Origin of the sequence: Faecalibacterium sp. AF27-11BH (assembly GCF_003603005.1) — a bacterium.
Lineage (GTDB): Bacteria > Bacillota > Clostridia > Oscillospirales > Ruminococcaceae > Faecalibacterium > Faecalibacterium taiwanense.
Map to the genome: position 1 here is coordinate 302,401 of NZ_QVGS01000002.1, position 21,324 is coordinate 323,724.

A 21,324-nucleotide genomic window follows, 5' to 3' on the forward strand; every position below is an offset into this window, starting at 1 on the left:
CCGATACCGGATACCCGGTATCGGGGGGATTTTTTGCGCAGGCACGCGTGGCATTGGCGGTGGCAATCATCTCCGACATTTCAATGATCCAGTGACCTTGCAGTTTGCGCGAAACAAAAATACTCCAGCAACTTTCTGACCAAGAGAAAGTTACCGGAGTATTCCGCTTTACTTATTTGTTTTTACCAACAGTGCCTGATAGGGCTCCAGCTCCACATCCGCCAGCCAGACGGAAGTGCCCTCCGGGGTGTGATACTCGCCGCCCAGAGCGTCCAGACTGGCCCCTGCCGGGTACTCGGTAAAGTTGAACAGCCCCACCAGCGTTTCCTCACCGCGCTTGCGTACCAGCGCCAGCACGCCGGGGTTGTGGCTGTCCCATGTGGTCACCCACGCATCCGGGGCAAAGCAGGGGTCTGCACGCATTTGGCGCAGCTGCTCCATGCCCTGCCACAACTTGTTTTGCAGCGTGCCCTTCCGGGTGCGCTGCTTTGCGTCCTCCCAGTTGAATTTGCTGCGGTGCAGGTTACGACTGTCCTCCACACGGTCGGGGTCGTTTTTATAATCCCAGCCATTGAGTTGTGCGATCTCGTCCCCGCAGTTCAGCATGGGGAAACCCTGCAAAAACGCCATAGCAGTGTGCAGCAGCAGGTCACGTTTCACCGCGTAGTCCAGTGCGGTTTTATCGCCTTTTTCCAGTGCCTGTTCGATACCGCACAGGCTGGCGGTGGTGCCGCAGCTTCGGGCATCGCCGGTGGCAGGGTCGTAGTTGTACAGCTCACCCTTTGCCCAGCTGCCGGGGAAATTGCCCTCGTAGAAGTGGTACAGATATTCTTTATGTTTCTGCGGGTCAATGCCGAGTCGTTTCTCCACCGCCTCATCCAGACCCCAGCCGATATCATCGTGGCAGCGCAGATAGTTCACGAACCAGCAGTTGTCCGGCAGGGCGTGGAGAGCATCCAGCTGCGCCTTCAGCAGCCGGGTATCCCGGCTGGCAAGGGCGCCCCACAGGTTGACCATGGTGGACACGTTGTAGAGCATGTGGCATTCCGGTTTTTCCGGGGTGCCGAAATAGGCGGCCAGCTCCTTGGGAGCCATGACCACCTCGCCTTTGAGGATGACCGCCGGGCAGACGCATTCCAATACCATGCGCAGCATCCGCACGATGGTGTGCACCTGCGGCAGGTTGCGGCAGGTGGTGCCCAGCTGCTTCCAGATGTAGGGCACGGCGTCAATGCGGAACACCTCTACGCCCAGATTTGCCAGATGCAGAATGCTCTTGGTCATGTCCACAAACACCGCCGGGTTTGCGTAGTTCAGGTCCCACTGGTAGTCGTGGAAGGTGGTCAGCACCCACTTGTGCATTTCTTCACACCATGTAAAGTTGCCGGGTGCGGTGTTGGGGAACACCTGAGGCACCGTCTGCTCGTACTGGTCGGGGATGGTGCGGTCCTCGTAGAGATGGTAATAGGCCTGAAACCACGGGTCGCCAGCTTTTGCCGCCATGGCCCAGCGGTGGGTGCTGGCGGTGTGGTTCATGACAAAATCCAAACACAGGCTGATGCCGGCTTTCCGCAGCTCCCGGGTCAGGTTTTCCAGATCCTTGTTAGTGCCAAGGGCCGGGTCTACGGTGTCGAAATCCTCCACCGCATAGCCGCCATCGTTGTGGGGATGGGGCATCTGCAGCAGGGGCATCAGGTGCAGATAGGTCAGCTTCTGCTCCTTGAGGTAGGGCAGCTTCTTTGCCAGTTCTTTCAGGTTTCCGGCAAAGAGGTCGGTGTACATGGTCATGCCGAACATATTGCCCCGCTTGTACCACTCCGGGTCGGCAGAGCGTGCCTTGTCCAGTGCTTTCAGCTCGGCGCTGCGGGCGTTGTAGGCTTCTGCCATCTCCCGCTCCAGAACTTCCAGCCCTTCCCGGTTGTGGTACAGTTCCATGAACAGCCATTCCAGCTCGTCCTTGTGCTTGGCAAACCGGGATGCAAATTCCTGTTTTGCTGCCATGGTTCAGCCCTCCACTTCTGCAAGGGTGGGCATGGCGGGGATAGCGCCGTGGCGGCTGGTGGTGATGCTGGCCGCTTTGTTGGCAAAAGCCAGAATGCCTTCCAGCTTGTCCACCGTCAGGGTGTCCAGCTCCTCCTTGCAGAGCTTGGACAGCGCTGCCCCAAAGAAGGTATCGCCTGCGCCGTTGGTATCACCCACCTTGCAGGGGACACCTGCCACATGGCCGGTCTTGTCCCCAAAGCGGTAGAATACGCCGTTTGCACCCAAGGTGACGAAAATCAGCCGGATGCCGTTCTGTGCCAGTTGTGCCGTGCCGCTTTCGCAGTCGGTGGTGCCGGTGAGCAGGGGAAGCTCCTCATCGGATACCTTCAGGATATCCACCAGCGGCAGGGGAGCTTTCATCTGGGCAATGGCATCCTCTTTGTTCTTCCAGAGGTTTGCACGGTAGTTGGGGTCGTAGGTGATGGTAGCACCCAGCTTTTTGGCGCGGGCAGCAGCATCCAGCGTGGCAGTGCGGGAGGGGTCAGCGGTGAGGCTGACAGAGCCGAAGTGGACGATTTTGGCAGCTTTCAGAGCCTCGTCCGAAATGTCCTCTTTGCTCAGCATCACATCAGCGTTGGCGCTGCGGTAGAAGCTGAAATCCCGCTCGCCGGTGGCATCCACCGACACGACTGCCATGGTGGTGGGGTGGTCTGCATCCACCGCCATGCCGGAAACGTCTACCTTGTTTTCTGCCAGAACCTCTTTCAGGTAGCGGCCAAAAGCATCCGCACCCACCTTGCCGATAAAGGCAGTCTGTGCGCCCAGTCTGGAAGCAGCCACCGCCAGATTGGCCGGTGCACCGCCGGGGTTTGCGGCAAACTGGGGGATGCCGCGCGCATCCTTGCCGGTCTGGGTCAGGTCGATCAAAACTTCACCAATCGTTAAAATGTCCATGCGTTTTCTCCTTATTTTTATCCTATAAGCTAAAACCCAACGGTCACCGCTGGAACAGATAATGAATGTAAGCGGCTGCACGCTCCGGGTGCGGTGCATTCTGCACTACCCCAAGATAGACCCTGCCAGAAAAACCTGCCTGCCTGACAAACGGCGTGTCCGAAATATCCAGCACGGTCCCACCGGCGTTCAGACCCGACAGTGCATGGAAAGACGCATCCAGTGTCCGCAGATCGAGAAAATAATCATCTGCCAACAGTCGATCCCGTGCATATTCGTCCATCAGAACAACATCTAACCGCTGGGCACTGACTGCACCCAGCAGCTTCATCTCCGAAGCATATACATACTGCTCCTCTGCGCGGTCGCTTTCGCTGAGCAGCAAGCCGGACAGCAGATCGACCTGTTGCTTTTTGGTCAGACCCTGCGCCTCGGCAAAGCCGGTGGTAAGCTGTTCCGTCAGATCAGACCCGGCAGTGATATTTACCAGACCAAGGTAAAGCACATCCTCTTTTTTCGTCACATGACGGTAGGCTGCATACCCGAGGATATAGACGACGATGAGCACGATCGCAATGGGCAGCTTGTAATATGCCCAGATGTGCTCCCACTTTTTGCGCCCATGGAGGGAGCGGAGCGTATCCCGGTCAGTTTTTGTCATGGTCGGATTCCTCATGTACTGCATCAGGGTCTCCACCGATCAGATAGAGGATCCGAAGCATCAGAAAGGAGCAGAGCATGGCGCACAAGCCCATGCCCAGCAGGAATGCAGGCGTGAATACAAACACTATGACGTACCCCATGATGCCATAGATCGCCGCCATCAGCAGGGTGCAAAACAGATACCGGACACCCACGAGAAACGCTGTTTTCAGGATGCCGAAGGTGGTGTTTTCAAACCGTGCCAGCAGAGGAAAGGCATACAGCAGAACGATGCCGTACAGAATTGCCGCACCAATAAGCACTGCAGTGAGCAGCGTCCAGAAAATGTTTTCGCTCCACATTCGGCGCAGCACAAAGCCATCCGCAGCCAGGAAACTGCCGACTGCCAGCAGGATAAGCCAGAGTTTTGTGGCAGGCTTAAAATTTTCCCGGAACGCCTTAAAAAACATCCGGGTCAGACCATCGTCCCGATCTTCCGCCATTTTGAGCGTGACGTAGAACAATGCGGTCGTAGAAGCCCCTATGGTAACGATGGGCAGGCTGCACACGAGCCATAAGATGTTCAGGTAAGCACTGTAAGTCAATTTCGTCAGCACAGCAAACAGCGGCTTGTCCGTATTGCACAGGTCACGCATGGGGGTTCTCCTTTCGCTCAATCTCCTGTGGATTCGCGCAGGATCAGGTTGGTTTCCGTATAGACGGTGCGATAGTTCAGCGACGGCTCTTCGATGCGGGTCATAAGCAGATTGGCAGCGGTGTAGCCCATGATCTGTCCATGGATATGGATCGAAGTCAGATGGGGGGCAAAGTAGGAAGCCTCCTGACTGTCATCGAAGCCGCAGACCCAGATATCATCGGGAACCGAATACCCCAGCTCATTCAATGCCTTGACCAGATCCATGGCAACAAAGTCATTGGCGCAGACAAAGGCATCCGGCATCGTTTTGAACCGACGTATGGTTTCGTACAGGGATACCGGATAGTTCTGCTGCCCAGATGGCATCGCACAGGTGCTCAGGCCTTCTGTCAGACCAAAGTACTCCACTGCATCCTTATAAGCCATATAACGCTCAAAGAAGGACTGACAGTGGTTTTTATCCCCCGCAAAGCTGATGCGCTTTTTGCCGCGCTGGACCATGTGGGCCACCGCATTCTGGACCTCAATGCGGTTTTCCATATAAAGGCGGTCGGCTTTAAGGGGAGGACGCATATCCATCACAGGGGTGTCTACAAACAGCAGCGGAACATCCAGATCGCACAGCATCTGTGCGTAGTCATAGTCGAATACTTCAATGCAGATGATGCCGGCTGTGCGCTGGATGTTGAGAGAAGATGGAAGTTTTTTCTCTTTCAGCTCTATGGGAGAAATGCGATGAATGGTCGTACAGCTATGCAGATGCTCGATTTCCGACTGGAAACGATCCAGCATCATGGAGGAAAAGTGAGAGCTGCTCAGAAACTGGGTCGTCAGCATGGCGATCTCCCGTTTGTCACTCGGCAGAATGGAATGCTCTGCTGCTTTTGCAGTGTCTTCCTGAAACAGCGGCAGATAGGCAAACTGCTTATAGCCCATTTCGGCGGCTTTGCGCAGGATCTTCTCCCGTGTGGCATCTGCCAGCACACCGGTGTTGTTGATGGCCTTTGAAACTGTGTTGCGGGAAAGCTGCAGTTCGTTTGCAATATCCTGAATGGTGACTTTGGTTGCCATAAGTCATCCTCTTTCTTTATAAATAGGAGCGGGTGTTCTTTCTTTTATAGATAAAGTCTGGTGACGGATCTTATTCTTTGCGACTCCAGTATAGTGCAAATGCACAAATTAGTCAAATGCAAAAATGCAAATCATCATTTTGCATATTTGCGCACTTTTGAATTTGTGCATCTGTACAAATCCACAATAATTTTTGATGTATACCATGAATTATCGTTGACATTCGCTTGCTTGGGTGGTATAAATAAATCAAAGGATTTTACATTTGCACAATCGAAACGAAAAAAGTAAAATTCAAAGGTGCAAATGTAAAGTGCGAATCAAACGGCAAGCAAATCAAAAAGGAGGAGAATGATTCATGAAAGCAAAGACGGCCTCGCCGGAAACGGCTGTGCTGACAGCAGAACGCAAGCTGCACAACACATGGGTCTACATCAAACGGCATTGGCAGCTTTACCTGTTGTTCCTGCTGCCTGCCGTGGCGCTGACGCTGGTGTTCAAGTACGCTCCCATGGGCGGTGTTCTGATCGCATTCCAGAAGTACAATCCCTTCAAAGGCATCTGGGGCAGCGAGTGGGTAGGCTTCAAAAACTTTACCCGCTTCATGTCCTCGCCGGACTTCCAGCGCTATCTGATCAACACCCTGAAGCTGAGCGTCTACGGTCTGCTGTGGGGCTTCCCGATCCCCATCCTGCTGGCATTCCTGCTCAACCGTATCGAGAGCAAGAAGATCAAGCAGAAGGTGCAGCTGGTGCTGTATATGCCCAACTTCATCTCGGTCATCGTGCTGTGCGGCATCGTCCGAGTGCTGCTGAGTGTCACCGGTCCGGTGAACGGCCTGCTTCACACCAGCATCAACTTCATGACGCTGCCGGAAGCATTCCGCCCCATCTACATTATCAGCGGCATCTGGCAGGGTGCCGGCTGGGCATCCATCATGTACACCGCATCCCTTTCTAACGCCAGCAAAGATCTGAAGGAAGCTGCGATGATCGACGGCGCAAACCTGATCCAGCAGATCATGACGGTGGAGTGGCCCGCCATTAAGGATATGGTCGTTATTCAGTTTATCCTGCAGGCAGGCAACATCATGAGCATCGGTTTTGAAAAAGCCTATGCCCTGCAAACGGACCTGAACCTGAACACTGCCGAGATCATTGCAACGTACGTTTATAAAAAGGGCCTGTTGGACGGCGATTACAGCTTTTCCACGGCAGTCGGTCTGTTCAACACCGTTGTCAACGTCATCCTGCTGATCGCAGTGAACAAGATCGTTGCCAAAATGAACGATGGCAAGGGCTTGTAAGGAGGGGTTTACCATGGCAAAACAGAAAAAATCAAAAATGGCCCTCTACACCAGACAAGATAAGATCATCCTGTACTGCGGCTACGCACTTCTGGGTTTGTTCCTGCTGGCGATCATCGTTCCGATGATCTACATCGTCATCGCGTCCTTTATGGACCCGGTCACGCTGCAAAACAAGGGCATCTCCTTTGATTTCAGCAAGTGGAGTCTGGATGCTTACCAGCGTGTCGTTTCGGACAAGCAGATCTGGGTCGGCTTCAGGAACGCGGTGCTTTACTCGATCATCTTCACCATCATCTCGGTAGCTGTGACGATGCTTGCCGCTTATCCCATGTCGCTGCCGGACTTCAAAGGCAAAAAGATCTTCAACACCTTGTTTGTGATCACGATGTTTTTCAGCGGCGGTCTGATCCCCACCTACCTGCTCATCAACAATCTGGGTCTGCTGGATTCCATGTGGGCGGTCATTCTGCCGGGAGCATTCAGCGTGTGGAACATGATCATTGCCCGTACCTATTATCAAGGCGTCCCGCGTGAGCTGCGCGAAGCTGCGGATGTGGATGGAGCCAGCGAGATGCTTTACTTCTTCAAGATCCTGCTGCCCGTCTGTATGCCGGTGGTGGCAGTTCTGGCCCTGTGGCAGTTCGTGGCAATGTGGAACAGCTACTTTGACGCCATGATCTACCTGAACAGCGCATCGAAGCAGCCGCTGCAGCTGGTGCTGCGTTCCATCCTGATCCAGAGCCAGCCGGAATCCGGCATGATCGCAGATATCCAGAGTACTGCCGAACGTGCCAAGATGGCAGAGCTGCTCAAATATGCAACCATTATTATTTCCAGTCTGCCGCTGCTGGTGATGTATCCCTTCTTCCAGAAGTATTTTGATGCCGGCATCATGGCTGGTTCCATTAAGGGCTGAGGATATTCCAGAATTTTATAAGCAGGTACGCTCATCTGTTACACGAAAAAAGAAACACGAAAAAGGAGAAAATACCATGAAAAAGCTGATCTCTCGCCGCAACTTCCTCAAGGTCTGCGCTCTGGCGGGCTCTGCCGCTGCTCTGTCTGCCTGTGGCGGCAAATCCACCGGCAGCGGCGATTCTGCTGCCGCAGCTGTGGACGTGACCGGTGCCGTTACATTTCCGCTGTCCGAAAAGGTCACCTTTACCGGTATGACCAGCTTCCCTGTGGGCAGCGAACCCGAACCGAACAACCGCACCATCTTCAAGCGTCTGGAAGAGCAGACCAATGTGCACATCGACTGGACCGCCATCCAGTCCGACCAGTGGAGCGATAAGATCACCCTGAATATGTCCAACCCCAACACCCTGACGGATTTTGTTTTTACTGCTGATTTTACCGACAGCAATCTGCTGCGCTACGCAGATCAGGGTGTCATCCTCAATCTGGAAGACTACATTGACAACAATATGCCTTATCTCCAGAAGGTCTTTGAGCAGTACCCGGAGTACCGCACCATGTGCACCGACAGCGATGGCCACATCTGGGCACTGCCCTGGATCGAGCAGCTCGGCTCGGAAAAGACCGCCATCCAGACCATTGGCAACATGAGCTTCATCAATACCAAGTGGCTGAACTTCCTCGGTCTGTCGATGCCCACCACGGTGGACGAGTTTGAGCAGGTGCTGATTGCATTCCGTGATAACGCCGCTTCTATCAAGGCAGAGTATGGCATTGACGGCGACATCATCCCCATGTCCTGCATCGTCAACAACGGCGATCAGGACCCCAGCATCCTCATCAATGGCTTTGGCGAAGGCTACGGCGATGCTGACAAGGACCGCCATATCGCCGTTACCAATGACCGGAAAGTCATCTGTGCCGCCACCCAGCAGGGCTACCGTGATGGTCTGGACTGGCTGCACAAGCTGTATGCCGAGAAGCTCATCGACCCGGAGTGCTTCACGCAGGAGTGGTCCACCTATGTTTCCAAGGGCAAGGCTGGCCGCTATGGTGTCTGCTTCAGCTGGGATGTTGCCAACATTGACAACCTGACCGACTGGGAGCCGCTGCCTGCCCTGACCGCCGATACCCGGAATATCACTCCGCAGAACGGCTCTTTCACCAGCGGCTTTGCCCGCGGCAGATGCGTTGTCACTGCAAAGGCGACTAATCCTGCACTGGTTTGCGCATGGCTGGATCAGATGTACGCACCCCTCCAGTCTCCGCAGAACAACTGGGGTACTTACGGCGATGCGGAAGGCTTTAACATTTTTGAACTGTCCACCAACGATAAGGGCGAGCCCATGCTGAAGCACGCTCCTCTGGGCGATGCTTCTCCCGTGGAAGTCCGTGAAGCGCAGTGTGTCAGTGGACCTCTGGCGGTTCTGGATGATTACTATGGTGTATACGTTACCTGCCCGGACGATGCACAGTATCGTCTGGACTGGATCAAGGAGATCTACACCCCGGATATGAACAACGATTATGTCTATCCCAATGTCTTTATGAGCAGCGAGGACACCGAGCAGGTCTCTAACCTGCAGGCAGATCTGCAGACCTACATGAATACGCAGAAGGCCAACTGGATCATGAACGGCACGAAGGATGCAGAGTGGAACGAATATCTGAGCAAGCTGGAAGACTACGGCCTGTCCGACTATCTGGGCATTATGCAGAAATATCTGGATGCTTACTACGCATAAGAATTCTTTCCTTTGGAGGATTCCATGAACGATTTGACTTTACAAAAAGCCCGTGCCTACGAGGCCGAGCACGGCGCTGCCATTTCCCCGGCGGAACGCCCTGCTTACCACATGACTCCCTATGTGGGCTGGCTGAACGACCCCAACGGCTTCTCTTATTATAAAGGGAAGTATCACCAGTTCTATCAGTATAACCCCTACGATGTGCGGTGGGCGCCCATGCACTGGGGTCACGCGGTCAGCACCGACCTGCTGCACTGGGAGTATCTGCCCTGTGCACTCGCCCCGGATTCCCCGGCGGACAACGGCCCCGGCTGCTTCTCCGGTTCTGCTACCGAGATGGATGACGGCAAGCAGCTGCTGATGTACACCAGCGTGGTGGCAGAAAAGCAGCCCAATGGGGAGATGCGGGACATCCAGACCCAGAGCATTGCCATTGGTGACGGTCTCAACTACGAAAAGCCTGCCTGCAACCCGGTGCTGACCCAGAAAGACCTGCCGGAGGGCTTCAGTAAGTTCGATTTCCGGGACCCCAAGATCTGGCGTGAGGCCGACGGCACCTACTCCGCCGTCACCGTCTGCCTGGCCGAGGACGGCAGCGGCGCAGCAGCACTGTTCCAGAGCAAGGACGGCTTCGACTGGCACTTTGTCACGGTGCTGGAACGCTGCAACAATCAGTACGGCAAAATGTGGGAGTGCCCGGACTTCTTCCCGCTGGACGGCAAGCAGGTCTTGATGCTCGGCCCCATGGAGATGCTGCCCAAGGGCGAGTTCCACAACGGTCACAACGTGATTGCCTTCATCGGCAGTTACGACCAAGCCACCCACACCTTCACCAAGGAAAACGTGCAGCTGATGGACGGCGGCATCGACTTCTACGCCACCCAGACCACCCTTGCCCCGGACGGCCGCCGCATCATGACCGCATGGCTGCAGACATGGTCGGACACCGAGGATAAGCCCAAGGGCTGCAAGTGGTTCGGGCAGACCATCTGCCCCCGCGAGCTGCACATCAAGGATGGACGCATTGTTCAGGCCCCGGTGCGGGAGCTGGACGCCGTCCACGGCAAGCGCACCCTGCACGAAAATGTGACGGTGCAAAGCGAAACTTCTCTGGAAGGCATCAAGGGCCGTGTGGCCGACCTGACCGTCACGGTGCAGCCCGGCGAATACCGCTCCTTCACCCTGAAGCTGGCCGCCGATGCAGACCATCACACCAGCCTGACCTACGACCCCTACACCTCCGAGCTGACACTGGATCGCAGCTATGCCGGTTCCCGTGCCGACATTGTTCACCGCCGCAGCTGCAAGGTGCGCAGCCAGAACGGTGCCCTGAAGCTCCGCATCCTGCTGGATAAAAACAGCATCGAAGTTTTCGCCAACGACGGTGAACAGACCATGACCGCATGGATCTACACCCCCCAGTCTGCCGACGGCATCACCTTTGCTGCCGATGGCAAAGCAACTGTTACGGTGGAACAGTTTGAGCTGAATTTGTAACCTGATATTCCTTTCATTTCTCCTTCATTGAATACAGCCCCGCTTTGGCTTCTCCTTCGCCAAAGCGGGGCTGTGTTTGTTATGTCATTGATCTTCCAGCCTGCCGTGGTCGCAACCAAGCGAGAGATAATGTCCAATCTCCCCACCCAGCACAAGCTGGGCATACTCCAAGGGCTTGTTGTAGAGCAGCCAGTCCAGCTCTGCCCGCTGTGCCGGGGTGTTGCCGTATTCGTCCTCCACGTTTGGCGTATGGCGTAGTTTTTGCTGGAAATTCGTCAAAAGAAAAAGCCTGAAACTTCTCGGTACATCAAGAAGTTTCAGGCTTTTCTAATTGCAAATTGGAAATTTACTGGTCGATGGGCTTCATCGTGGGGATACTTTCCGGAACCGGTTTACAACGCTTCGTGATGCTTCACAATCGTATTTTTACTTGAGTTTCCGATATTCGTAATCCTTCGTAATTCGCCGTCATTCTCGTAGTTTTGCTGTCAATTTGCTGTCCTTGGAAGAATTTTGCTGTCAGACAAAACGCTCAGTAAGAGCCCTTCTTTGTTGCTTCAAAAAATATCCAGTGTAGCAGCCAAACGCTCAAATGATTCCTGTTTTTTCTCCTCGGTCGCCTCGGCATAAACGTCCATCGTGGTCTGAATGTCTTTATGCCCCATGACCGATTGGATGACCTTCAGGTTGGTCTCTTTTTCGCAAAGCCTTGTGCAGAACGTGTGCCGCAGATGATGTGCCGAAAAGTCCGGCAGCAGAACTGCCTCCCTGTGCCGCTTCTTTGCTTCCACTTCTTCACCTGCATTATAGTCTGCAATGATGCGCTTGATAGCGCGGTTCACAGACTGCGGATTCGGAACATTACCAAAGCGGTTGCAGAAGATGAAGCCCGACATACCATCAATCTCCACATCGTTCCAGCCGGATTCTTTTTGTTCTTCATGCAGCATTTCAAAGGCATCCTTTACGGTATCAAACATAGGGATCGTCCGAACGCCTGCTTCCGTTTTAGGCTTTGAGATGTGCAGAACCGAATTGCGGCTTTCGCCCACCGGGTAATAGACCAGACTGTGATTGATGCTGATAGTACGCCGCTCATAGTCCAGATCATCCCAGCGCAAGCCCAACGCTTCACCAATGCGGCAGCCTGTTCCCAGCAGCACCGTAAACAGCGGCCACCAGTGGCAGTAGACCGGATGATTGGCGATATGCTCCATGAACGCCCGCTGCTGCGGAATCGTCAGGGCATGGCGCACACCGGTGGTCTGTTCGGAACTTTTCTTGATCTCTGCCATCACGCCATCCGTGGGATTCTTGCGGACGATCTCATCCCGAACCGCCAGCTGAAAGGTGGGATGCAGCAACGTATGAACGCTTTCGAGCGTGTTCGTCTGTAAGCCCTGCTTGTCCAGCAGATAATTGTAAAACTGCAACACGTCTGAATACCGAATCTCTGCAATTTTCTTCTTGCCGAAGGTATCGCGGATGAAGCGGTCATACATATAAAGATAGTTGCTCCGGGTGGTCTGGCGTAGATTCGTTTTTAGGCTCATATAGCGGTCAAACACAAAATTGACTGTTGCTTTGCCTGCAACGTAAATATCCAGACCGTCCATCTGGTCTTTGGTGAGCCGTGCTTCCTTCTCCCGAAGGGTCACAAGATCATTTGCGTAGATGTATTTGCGCCGTCCCAGCGGGTCCGTGTAAGAATACGCATACCGCTTATCGGAGCTGCGCTGCATCTCGCCTTTTCGCAAGGTACGCCCCCGCAGGTCTTTTCGTGTTGTTGCCATATCAATTCTCCTTCCCGAAAGAAGAAGGGCTTGATACTATTTAAGGTCGGACAAAACTTTGTCCAGCCCCTGCAAGACAACTTCTGTTACAGTCAGTTGATGTTGTTCGGCATAATTGCAGATACGCTCATACAGGGCATCCTCCACCCGAATGCTCAAGGTTTTCTTTTTTGCATTTTCGGATTTTGGTCGTCCCATCTTTGCCATAGCTGCTCTCATACCTCCACAGCACCAGTATACTTTCCGTGTGACAGGAAGTCAAGCTGCAAAAAGCCCTTCTTGAAAATTTTTACGAAAAATCGAAAGTTCACACTCTGCTCATTGACATTTCGTCCTTGATTTGCTATTATAATGGTAACAACTCCCCCAGGCCTCTGCGCATAGCGTATGCACACTTGGGGGCGTTTTGCTTATAAAGGAGATTTTTCATGGCAGACAAGGACTTCAAAACGATAGACGAACAAATCGAGATTCTTCGTTCACGCGGCCTTACCATCGAGGATGAAGCCGAAGCAAAGGATTTTCTGCTGCGGAACAATTATTACCGTGTCAGCGGCTATTCTCTGACGCTCCGCAAGAACGATGTTTTTGCGAAGTCTGCCACGTTCCAAAATATCGAGGACATTTACAATTTCGACCATGAGTTCCGTCATATCATCCTGCACCATATCGAAACCATTGAGGTGCAGATGAAGTCCATCTATGCCTATGAATTTACAAAAGTGTATGGGCCGCTGGGTTATCTGGATGCTGCAAATTTCTCCAATCAAGCAAAACATAAGGAAATCGTCGACAAAGCCAACCAGCAGAAGCGGCAGCGGCTGGCCCACGAAGCCTACTTAAAGCACTTCATTAACGACCTGCACCAAGAGATTCCGCTCTGGGCATACGTTGATTTGCTGACGATGCGCCATTCTGCGGTATAGGGAGAATATCTCACTTTGACTGCATGGCGCAGATAGTAGGGAATCTGGAATGTTTCTGCCATAAACTTTTGGATGATCTCCGGCGCAAGCCATGTTGCACCCAGCCGCACATCAATTTCAGATGCTTCAAGGTCTTTCGGCTGCGCCTTTTCCAACGCGGTGACGTTGACTGCAAACTCCGGGTTTGTTTCGGCAGCAAGTTGTGCCATGCGCAGCTTTGCACGGACATTGCCGGACAGGTATTCGTCTGCCATTTGCCAGCCCGCTTCCGGGTCGGTGGGGTCTGCGCCGGGGTCTTTGAAAATCACGCCGGACAGGTTGCTCGTGATGCGCACATAGTCGCCGGGAGTGCCGAGCAGTTCTGCCATATAGGGCAAGTCCACCCGGCCACGCTCTCCGATGGACACCGCAAGGGCTTCCGTGGGAGTGTCTACACTGGTGACTGTGCGTTCCGGGCGAATCGTCCGTTTGGTGAACATTGCCGCTTTGCTTTTGAGCTGCCCCTGATCGTCCAGATTTTCCAGAGAACACAGCAGATAGTAAGAGGAATCCTGCTCAAATAATCTGCCGTTCTTACGGTCATTCAGCAGACCGTACTTTGCGGAAAAGGCATCGTAGGCGGTGTTCAGCTTATCCTGCGTTGCCTGAATGTCAGCATCCGGGTAGTCATTCAACTGCTGGTCGATAAGTTCGTTGACAATCTGCCGCAGCTCCACCATCCCGGTCACACGGCCTTTGGCAGCGTCAGAAAGATCCACCTGTGTCATGACCGAATTTTCCCGGTAGTACACCTCACCGTCTACCACGGTGTAGGAGAAATTCTTCACATCCGGGTCAGCCGGAAGAATGTGCTTCTCATTATCAGCATCCGCAATATCTGGTGTTTCCACCTCAACTTCAGCGTACTGTCCCTCAATATGCTGGATCGCTTCGGCAAGCTGGTCGGCCAGCACTGCGCCCTCGATGGGGCGCACGGTGCATTCCTCACGGCCATACTGGGTGCTTTCAGAAGTCAGCTCACCCAGCACCATCTCCGGGTGGTCTACAAAATACTGGTTGATGGCAAAGCCATCTTCCGTTTTGCCGAGCTGTACCCAGTCTGGCTCATGGTCGATAGGGCGGTCACGCTTTTGCAGAAAAATAATATCGCTGACAACTTCTGTTCCAGCATTTGCCTTGAACGCATTGTTCGGCAAACGGATAGCTCCCAGTAAATCAGCGCGTTCTGCAATGTGCTTGCGGGCAGAGCTGTCTTTACTGTCCAGCGTGTAACGGCTAGTGACAAAGGCCACAATGCCGTCCGGACGCACTTGGTCGAGGGCTTTGGCAAAGAAATAGTTGTGGATGCTGAAACCAAGTTTGTTGTACGCCTTGTCGTTTACCCGGTATTGGCCAAAGGGAACATTACCCACGGCAAGGTCATAGAAATCGCGGCGGTCAGTGGTTTCAAATCCAGCAACTTTAATGCTGGCTTCCGGGTAGAGCTTTTGTGCAATGCGGCCTGTGATGCTATCCAGTTCCACGCCGTATAAGCGGCTGTCCTGCATGGTGTCCGGCAGCATACCAAAGAAGTTGCCCACGCCCATGCTCGGCTCCAGAATGTTGCCGCTGCGGAAGCCCATTTTTTCGACTGCATCATAGATAGCGCGGATAACGGTTGGGCTGGTGTAGTGGGCATTCAGAACAGAACTACGGGCAGCAGCATATTCATCTTCGGAGAGCAGTCCTTTCAGTTCGGTATACTCTTTTGCCCAGTTGTCCTTGTCAGGGTCAAAGGCATCCGGCAGACCACCCCATCCAACATACTGCGAAAGCATTTTCTGCTCCTCGGCGGTGGCTCCACGGTGTTCCTGCTCCAACTGGAACAGGGTGCGGATGGCGGCAATATTCCGGGCGTATTTCTGTTTTGCACCGCCCTCGCCCAAATGATCGTTCGTGATGTGGAAGTTTCCGGCAGCTTCCGGCACAGGTTCGGCGTTCAGAGCTTCGTCTGCGGCAGCGGCATCCGGGAAAGTCTGCCACTCGCCGTTGACTTCCACGGAAATGGGCAGCTTGTCCAGTTCTTCATCGGAGAGTTCCGGCTCATCCTGCCGCAGACCATCCTCGAACTGCTGCCTGTTCAGAACCTCATTGCTCCATGAATAGCCCTGCGCGCTGGTGTCGATGCGCACATCGGTTTCGCCTACATAGCCGATAGTGCCTTCGATGGTTCGTGTGGGCAGGTCTACAACAACGGAATCGCCAACCTTGTAATCAACTGCCTTTTCGGGAGCAGCATCAAGGGCTTCGTCCTGCTGTTCGTACAATTCCCGGACAACAGCCAGAGGTTCTTCTCGGAAAATCGGCATCCGCATATCGGCCAGTGCCATATCCTGCAAGGAAACCTTGTCCTTATCAAAGTCCACGCCATCAATCCGAAATTTCCGGCCATCCATATTGATAACGGAGTCGATGGGCAGATAGTCCTCTTTACGCAGATACTTGGTCCGATGGTGAGTGCCATCTTCGTTTAACCCGGCAAGGTAAACATCATTGCCAACAGACCATAATTCTTTTGACTTTCTTGCCCATAAGCTAGGGGGAAAGCCTGTGACCTGAACTTCGCCCAGTGCGGTTTCTCTCGTGAACAAAGCACTGTTGATGATTTTTGCGACCTTGGCGGCATCTTCTCCATAGAACATAAAATTTCCGCCAGCTTCAAATCCAACGAGAGTGTCCGGGTGCTGTTCCTTTAATGCCGTGTATTCGGCAGCACTGGCAGCGTTCAGTTCAAGGGGAAACTCGATGGTTCGTTTCTCTTTGTCTGACAGATAGCGGTCAGACTGAATCATCAGGTCGATATACTTTTCGACCTGATTCCAGCGGAGAAGCACTTTCTGATGGTCTGGATAGTGTTCAAACGTCAGACCCTTGCTATCATGGTCGAGCCAACCACTGCTTCCGTCCAGATAAGTGTGCGAGGAACCGCCGGGGCCATGCGGTGCATATTCTTTCGCAAGTGCTTTTGCCCGAAGGCTTCGGTCAGGCTGCAACTGATAAATTTTCCAGATCCGAAGTTTGCTGTTTTCAAAGTTAGAACCTCTCCGCAGCGCGTTTTCAATATCAGCCTGTGATAAAGAAAAAGCGGAGGACGATTTCTCGTTCTCCGCTTGGTCGATGGATTCAATTTGTTCGGCTTCGGTGGGAATGTGGGCATCGAAGAAACTTAGCTGTAGATCAGCTCGTTCATCACCAGTTCCTCGGCCTGTGCTTTCAGACTGTTCATGTGCTGCACCCACTCCATCTGATGCTGCTCCTTGTTCGGAGCCGGGTTCTTCATCAGCAGTTCCTGCATGGTCTGCCGCATCCGGCTCTCTGCGGTCTGCTCCACTTCCAACAGGTGTGGATGGATCTCGCTATCTACGAACTGAATCAGCTCGACCGGTGGCGTTTCAATAGCCTTAGAACCGTTCAAATAAGCGACCCTTGCTTTGCAATTCGACTTGCGAAACATTTTATCGGTTTCTTTGCCTTCCATAAAAATCTCTCCTTGAAACGCAAGTCCAAGGATGTCTCTGTAGAAAGCAACCGAGCGATCCAAATCAGAAACGGTCAATCCAACATGATAAATTCTTCCAATCATATTTATAGCCTCCTGAGAAAACTTCGAGTTATTGAGTTCAGTATATCACATCGACCCCCATTGTAAAAGAGGATATGTACGCCGCCCGCAGGCGGCAAAAATCAGTTCATAGGAAACTCGACTTCTGCAAACTGTGCATCGGTCATCAACTTCAGTTTTTCGATAACCCCCTCCGACAGCTCCCGCAGAGCAATCTCATCGGGCATCAGGTAGCACTGCATAAGCCGCAGTTCCTGCATCAACCCCAGTCGAGTGCCGGAATTGTAGAGCATCATCAGCATCAATTCTTCGCCATTAAAGTTCATGAGCATCCCTCGCTTTCCGGCACCCAACGGGGCTGCACTCCGGGACATCGCATTTTTCTTTTGCGCCAGCCAACGAAGCCAGTTTTTCCAGCGTGGAAGGGCGGTTGTTTGCACCAAGTTCTTCAGCTTCTGCGGCTCTGTCCATGACGAAGTCATAGTCCTGCAACAGCCGTCGCCCCTTTTCCATGTGATGTGCTTCCAGAATCTGCTCCCTGACTTCCTGAATTGTCAGCTCCGGCGCGTCAACCTGCCCGCCATCCATCACGGAAAAGTCGCTGTGATAAAGTGTATAATCCCAGCCATCATCATAGGACTGGATAGCAATATAGCCCTTGCCGCCCAGCTCCCATGCACCCTGATTATCCTGCGTCTGAATTTCTGGGTAGAAATCTGCGTGGTTCCTGCCCATAACATCGGCAAACTGGCAGATGTGGAACACATTGCCCAGACCGCCCATGTCAAAGTGATAATCATCCAGATGTTCCAGCCGTGCCGTAAAGCAGCGCCCATCCGGGTAATCCACCTGTACAACTCCGCCATCGGGAATGCGGTAGAGGTCGTCATAGTGGCTGTTGATGAGACGAATATCCTTCGGCAGCGTTTCCGGCTCCCAGATGCGCCGCCTGCCGATGCCCGCCTGCGGGATGTTTTCGAGGATCTTTACGCTTTCCTGTTGGATGACCTTGCGGTCATCGTCCGAAAGTTCAAACAGATACCAGTTCCGAGCGGCAGAAATGGCGTTCCTGCCATCGGGCGGCAGGTTCTTTTCCGAGATCTGCCCGCTTTCCAGCGGCTCACCAGTTACCTTGTTGTAGGTGGCAAAGCCAACGCCTGCACCATTTTCCCGGAGGTGGAGATAGCGTTCATCGTTGATAAGGTAGACCGCTTCTTTTTTCTGCTCCATCAGCACCCACCTTCAAATTCCAGAGAAAACTTGCTGCGGCCATCGGCCTCACAGGACAGCAGCACGGTGGCATTGTAGGTCTTGCCCTTGGCACTCTTGCAGTCCTTCAGGCGGACACGCCCATCCCGCAGCAGCTTGTCCGCCATTCGGCCATCCAAACGCTTGCCCAGACGCTTGAAAAACGCATTGTCCTTCCACAGCACGAAACGGCACTCCCGGTTCTCGCAGAACCAGCCCTTTTCGCGCTCCACAACAGATTTGCCACAGTTCGGGCAGATACCAATCACTTTATTTTTCATAAGCGCACTCGCTCCTTTCACGGCCTCGGTGGTGTTTACCAGCGAGGAGATCATATCGTTGATTTCAGTCATAAATGTCTCTGGCTCCATCTCGCCGCGCTCCACGCGCAGCAGTTTTGTTTCCCAGTCGGCAGTCATGTCAGCGGACTGGATTTCTTCGGGCATTACAGTGATAAGGGCTTTACCTTTGTCGGTGGGCAACAGCACCTTGGTTTCCTTGTCGCCCTTGCGTTCCAGAAAACCTTTCTGCACCAGTTTTTCGATGGTAGCGGCACGAGTGGCCGGAGTTCCGATGCCCTGACGCTCTGCATCCTCCGGCATACTGTCCGCGCTGGCCGTTTCCATAGAGTGCAGGAGCGTATCTTCTGTGAAATGCTTCGGCGGTGAGGTCTGGCCTTCTTTCAGTTCAGCACCAGCAATGCCGCACTCGCTCTGCTCCTGCACATCCGGCAGAGCAGCAGGCTCTTTCTTTTTGTCCAGCAGATCGTCCAGCATTTTGCGCTCGATGCCTTTCCAGCCCTCGTCCAAAACTACCTTGCCTTTTGCCGAAAATTCTTTCCCGGCGCAAATGGTGGTCAGGGTGGTTTCCGCATAGCGGTGAGGTTCGCCAACAGCGCAGAGCAGACGCACCGTAATCAGCCGCAGGATGCTTAATTCTCCGGCGGGCAAAGCCGAAAAGTCTGCCTGTGCCACACTTGCCGTGGGCAGCAGTGCATGGTGGTCACTGACTTTGCTGTTGTTGATTGCTTGCTCTGCATGGACAGGCACGGCTTCATGCACATCAAAGGCTCCCGCAGCAGCCGACATCAGCCCCGGCAGCGATGCCGCCATATCCTCAGTCAGAAAACGGCTGTCCGTGCGCGGGTAAGTGATGAGCTTTTTCTCGTACAAGCTCTGTGCATAATTCAAGGTCTGCTGTGCTGTAAAGCCCAGCAAGCGGTTGGCATCCCGCTGGAGCGTAGTGAGGTCATAGAGCGGCGGTGGATTTTCGGCCTTTTCCTTGCGCGTGATTTTCTGGATCGTGGACACCATCTCCTTTCTGCACTCCGCAAGCAGCTTTTCCGCGTCCGCTTTTTCAGAAATGCGGCGGCTTAATGCCACAAAACCGCTTGTCAGCTCCAGAGCCACCGTGTAGAACTTTTCCGGGACAAAAGCAGCAATGGCGGCTTCTCGTTCCACCGTCATGGCAAGTGTCGGGGTCATTACTCTGCCGACTGCCAAAGGCCGACCATACAGGCAGGAAAAAAGCCGGGAACAGTTGATGCCGACCATCCAATCGGCACGTTCCCGGCAGAGTGCAGCCTGATACAGTGCATCATATTCTGTTGACGGTTTCAGATTTGCAAAGCCCTCCCGGATGGCATTGTCCTCCATGCTGGACAGCCACAGCCGGGAAACAGGCTTTTTACACCCAGCCTGTTCGTAAACCAGCCGGAAAATCAGTTCGCCTTCACGCCCTGCGTCTGTAGGATAGTTCTCGGAGGTGACTTTTCTGACTTTGTTACTCGATGGCATCCAATGGGCCGATAAAGCGGTAGAAAATCTGGATTTTCTGGACGTATTCGCCATCGACCTTTTCCGCTCTGGATACCAGAATCTTGTCAATCAGCTGATGCAGAATCTTATAGTTCAGTTCGGTGATACCAGCGTACTTGCTGACTTCATCAATAAAATCCTGAATCTTGTCCAGCTGATCGTGTTCAGCACGGCCTTCCCGCTCGTACTGCTCAATCTTCTCGGTCAGTTCAGCCTGTTCTTTGTCGTAGCGATCTGCAAGCATTTGAAAACGTTTCTCCGGGAGAAGTCCCTTTGATACGTCCTCATAAAGTTTTGCATACAGGTCTTCGATTTCTGCGATTCGTGCTTTACACTGCTTCAAATCCCGTTTGTGCTGCGCCCGGTCAGAGGACACCCGGAGGTGCATCTGATTTGCAATCTTCTTCACAAGGGCTTCCCGATTGCTCACAGCGGCCTTTGCGTGTGCCTGAATGTCCGCAAAGACAGCTTCATGCAGAACACGGGCTTCCAAGTTGTGAGAGTCACAGGCTTTCGCACCATATTTCCGATAAGTGCTGCAACAATAAAAGGTCTGATCCAGAACACTGTTACGTTTGCGCCTGTGCTCGACCTTGACTAACATCGTTCTGCCGCAGTCTGCACAGCGGACGATGCCTTTGAAGATATTGTCGTAGTCGGTCTTATCGCACATAAAACTACTGGAACGGCTGTAAAGGATTCGCTGCACGTTCTCCCAACGGTCTTGTGGGATGATTGCTTCATGTGTATTCGGAACGATAGCGCGTTCTTCAAACGGAATATAACGCCGCTTTTTGGATTTCATGGACACGGTGGGCTTGGCTTCGTAGATGATGTGTCCGGCGTAGACTGGGCTGTGCAGAACCTGACTGATATAGGCACTGTCCCAATCATACATCTTTTCATCATCAATAAAGCGGCCAAACATCTCTTTCTTGTAGTAACACGGCTTCAAGACTTTTTCATCGTGGAGCCGCTTGGCGATGCGGTGAAGCCCCAGCCCTTCCTCTGCCATTGAATAGATATACTCAACAACGGGGGCGGTGTTCGGGTCGATCACAAGGTGATTGTGGTCGGCAGGGTCTTTCTGGTAGCCAAACGGTGCGCCGCTGGAGATATACTTTCCGCTTTTCTTGCGTGTCCGAAGGGCACTCTTGAT

Annotated in this window: 18 protein-coding genes and 2 pseudogenes; 5 read left to right on the plus strand and 15 right to left on the minus strand. The window is 53.3% G+C overall.

Annotation, left to right across the window (positions count from 1 at the left end):
- Nucleotides 1-168 precede the first annotated feature (168 nt).
- From DWY76_RS04020 to DWY76_RS04040, 5 genes are read right to left on the minus strand one after another with little or no spacing between them, the layout of a single operon-like run.
- Nucleotides 169-2,001 (minus strand): amylosucrase, encoded by a 1,833-nt coding sequence (locus tag DWY76_RS04020; protein WP_120079949.1) that lies wholly within the window; start codon nucleotides 1,999-2,001, stop codon nucleotides 169-171.
- Nucleotides 2,002-2,004: 3 nt separating this feature from the next.
- On the minus strand, nucleotides 2,005-2,937 hold the full coding sequence (locus DWY76_RS04025; protein WP_120079951.1) for a carbohydrate kinase: 933 nt from the start codon (nucleotides 2,935-2,937) through the stop codon (nucleotides 2,005-2,007).
- 43 nt (nucleotides 2,938-2,980) lie between these two features.
- The gene (locus DWY76_RS04030; protein ID WP_005945036.1) at nucleotides 2,981-3,598 is read right to left on the minus strand and encodes a hypothetical protein; all 618 of its coding nucleotides are present in this window, start codon (nucleotides 3,596-3,598) and stop codon (nucleotides 2,981-2,983) included.
- A complete protein-coding gene (locus tag DWY76_RS04035) occupies nucleotides 3,585-4,256 on the minus strand; it encodes a DUF624 domain-containing protein (RefSeq protein ID WP_243111914.1) in 672 nt (223 codons plus the stop codon). Before DWY76_RS04035 ends, DWY76_RS04030 begins: the two co-directional genes overlap by 14 nt.
- Nucleotides 4,253-5,308 (minus strand): LacI family DNA-binding transcriptional regulator, encoded by a 1,056-nt coding sequence (locus DWY76_RS04040; protein ID WP_097781456.1) that lies wholly within the window; start codon nucleotides 5,306-5,308, stop codon nucleotides 4,253-4,255. The genes DWY76_RS04035 and DWY76_RS04040 overlap by 4 nt, the downstream gene beginning before the upstream one ends.
- A gap of 358 nt (nucleotides 5,309-5,666) precedes the next feature.
- Here DWY76_RS04040 and DWY76_RS04045 point away from each other — a divergent pair, with 358 nt between their 5' ends.
- The 4 genes from DWY76_RS04045 (at nucleotide 5,667) to DWY76_RS04060 (ending at nucleotide 10,780) form a co-directional block, all read left to right on the plus strand.
- The gene (locus DWY76_RS04045; protein ID WP_005945026.1) at nucleotides 5,667-6,614 is read left to right on the plus strand and encodes an ABC transporter permease subunit; all 948 of its coding nucleotides are present in this window, start codon (nucleotides 5,667-5,669) and stop codon (nucleotides 6,612-6,614) included.
- Between the two features lie 13 nt (nucleotides 6,615-6,627).
- On the plus strand, nucleotides 6,628-7,533 hold the full coding sequence (locus DWY76_RS04050; RefSeq protein WP_044954131.1) for a carbohydrate ABC transporter permease: 906 nt from the start codon (nucleotides 6,628-6,630) through the stop codon (nucleotides 7,531-7,533).
- Nucleotides 7,534-7,609: 76 nt separating this feature from the next.
- On the plus strand, nucleotides 7,610-9,280 hold the full coding sequence (locus tag DWY76_RS04055) for an extracellular solute-binding protein (protein ID WP_120079955.1): 1,671 nt from the start codon (nucleotides 7,610-7,612) through the stop codon (nucleotides 9,278-9,280).
- 24 nt (nucleotides 9,281-9,304) lie between these two features.
- Entirely contained in the window at nucleotides 9,305-10,780 is a 1,476-nt protein-coding gene (locus DWY76_RS04060) for a glycoside hydrolase family 32 protein (RefSeq protein ID WP_120079979.1), read from the plus strand.
- Between the two features lie 84 nt (nucleotides 10,781-10,864).
- On the opposite strand, the gene DWY76_RS04065 is transcribed toward DWY76_RS04060, so the two are convergent.
- The 3 genes from DWY76_RS04065 to DWY76_RS13935 all read right to left on the minus strand — a co-directional run bounded on the left by DWY76_RS04065 (nucleotide 10,865) and on the right by DWY76_RS13935 (nucleotide 12,780).
- Entirely contained in the window at nucleotides 10,865-11,059 is a 195-nt protein-coding gene (locus DWY76_RS04065; protein WP_120079957.1) for a DUF6061 family protein, read from the minus strand.
- Between the two features lie 278 nt (nucleotides 11,060-11,337).
- Nucleotides 11,338-12,573 carry a tyrosine-type recombinase/integrase gene (locus DWY76_RS04070; protein WP_097777255.1) on the minus strand — a complete coding sequence of 412 codons (1,236 nt, stop codon included), beginning with the start codon at nucleotides 12,571-12,573 and terminating at the stop codon, nucleotides 11,338-11,340.
- Between the two features lie 36 nt (nucleotides 12,574-12,609).
- Nucleotides 12,610-12,780 carry a hypothetical protein gene (locus DWY76_RS13935; protein WP_165852560.1) on the minus strand — a complete coding sequence of 57 codons (171 nt, stop codon included), beginning with the start codon at nucleotides 12,778-12,780 and terminating at the stop codon, nucleotides 12,610-12,612.
- Nucleotides 12,781-13,001: 221 nt separating this feature from the next.
- On the opposite strand from DWY76_RS13935, the gene DWY76_RS04075 reads away from it, so the two are divergent.
- A complete protein-coding gene (locus DWY76_RS04075) occupies nucleotides 13,002-13,499 on the plus strand; it encodes an Abi family protein (RefSeq protein ID WP_120079959.1) in 498 nt (165 codons plus the stop codon).
- Here DWY76_RS04075 and DWY76_RS14530 read toward each other — a convergent pair.
- The 7 genes and pseudogenes from DWY76_RS14530 to DWY76_RS04110 form a co-directional block, all read right to left on the minus strand.
- A pseudogene (locus DWY76_RS14530) lies at nucleotides 13,463-15,448 on the minus strand (N-domain protein, SNF2 family); the annotation flags it as partial. The gene DWY76_RS04075 and the pseudogene DWY76_RS14530 sit on opposite strands and share 37 nt — an antisense overlap.
- A 567-nt stretch (nucleotides 15,449-16,015) precedes the next feature.
- A pseudogene (locus DWY76_RS14535) lies at nucleotides 16,016-16,330 on the minus strand (hypothetical protein); the annotation flags it as partial.
- A 374-nt stretch (nucleotides 16,331-16,704) separates the two neighbouring features.
- Nucleotides 16,705-17,121 carry a TnpV protein gene (locus tag DWY76_RS04090; RefSeq protein WP_120079963.1) on the minus strand — a complete coding sequence of 139 codons (417 nt, stop codon included), beginning with the start codon at nucleotides 17,119-17,121 and terminating at the stop codon, nucleotides 16,705-16,707.
- A 101-nt stretch (nucleotides 17,122-17,222) separates the two neighbouring features.
- Nucleotides 17,223-17,426 (minus strand): transposon-transfer assisting family protein, encoded by a 204-nt coding sequence (locus tag DWY76_RS04095; RefSeq protein ID WP_120079983.1) that lies wholly within the window; start codon nucleotides 17,424-17,426, stop codon nucleotides 17,223-17,225.
- On the minus strand, nucleotides 17,416-18,330 hold the full coding sequence (locus tag DWY76_RS04100; protein ID WP_243111916.1) for an LPD16 domain-containing protein: 915 nt from the start codon (nucleotides 18,328-18,330) through the stop codon (nucleotides 17,416-17,418). The genes DWY76_RS04095 and DWY76_RS04100 overlap by 11 nt, the downstream gene beginning before the upstream one ends.
- A complete protein-coding gene (locus DWY76_RS04105) occupies nucleotides 18,330-20,144 on the minus strand; it encodes a DNA topoisomerase (RefSeq protein WP_120079965.1) in 1,815 nt (604 codons plus the stop codon). Before DWY76_RS04105 ends, DWY76_RS04100 begins: the two co-directional genes overlap by 1 nt.
- Nucleotides 20,131-21,324: recombinase family protein (locus tag DWY76_RS04110; RefSeq protein WP_120079967.1), on the minus strand; the 1,194-nt coding region annotated here is incomplete at its 5' end. The genes DWY76_RS04110 and DWY76_RS04105, both read right to left, overlap by 14 nt.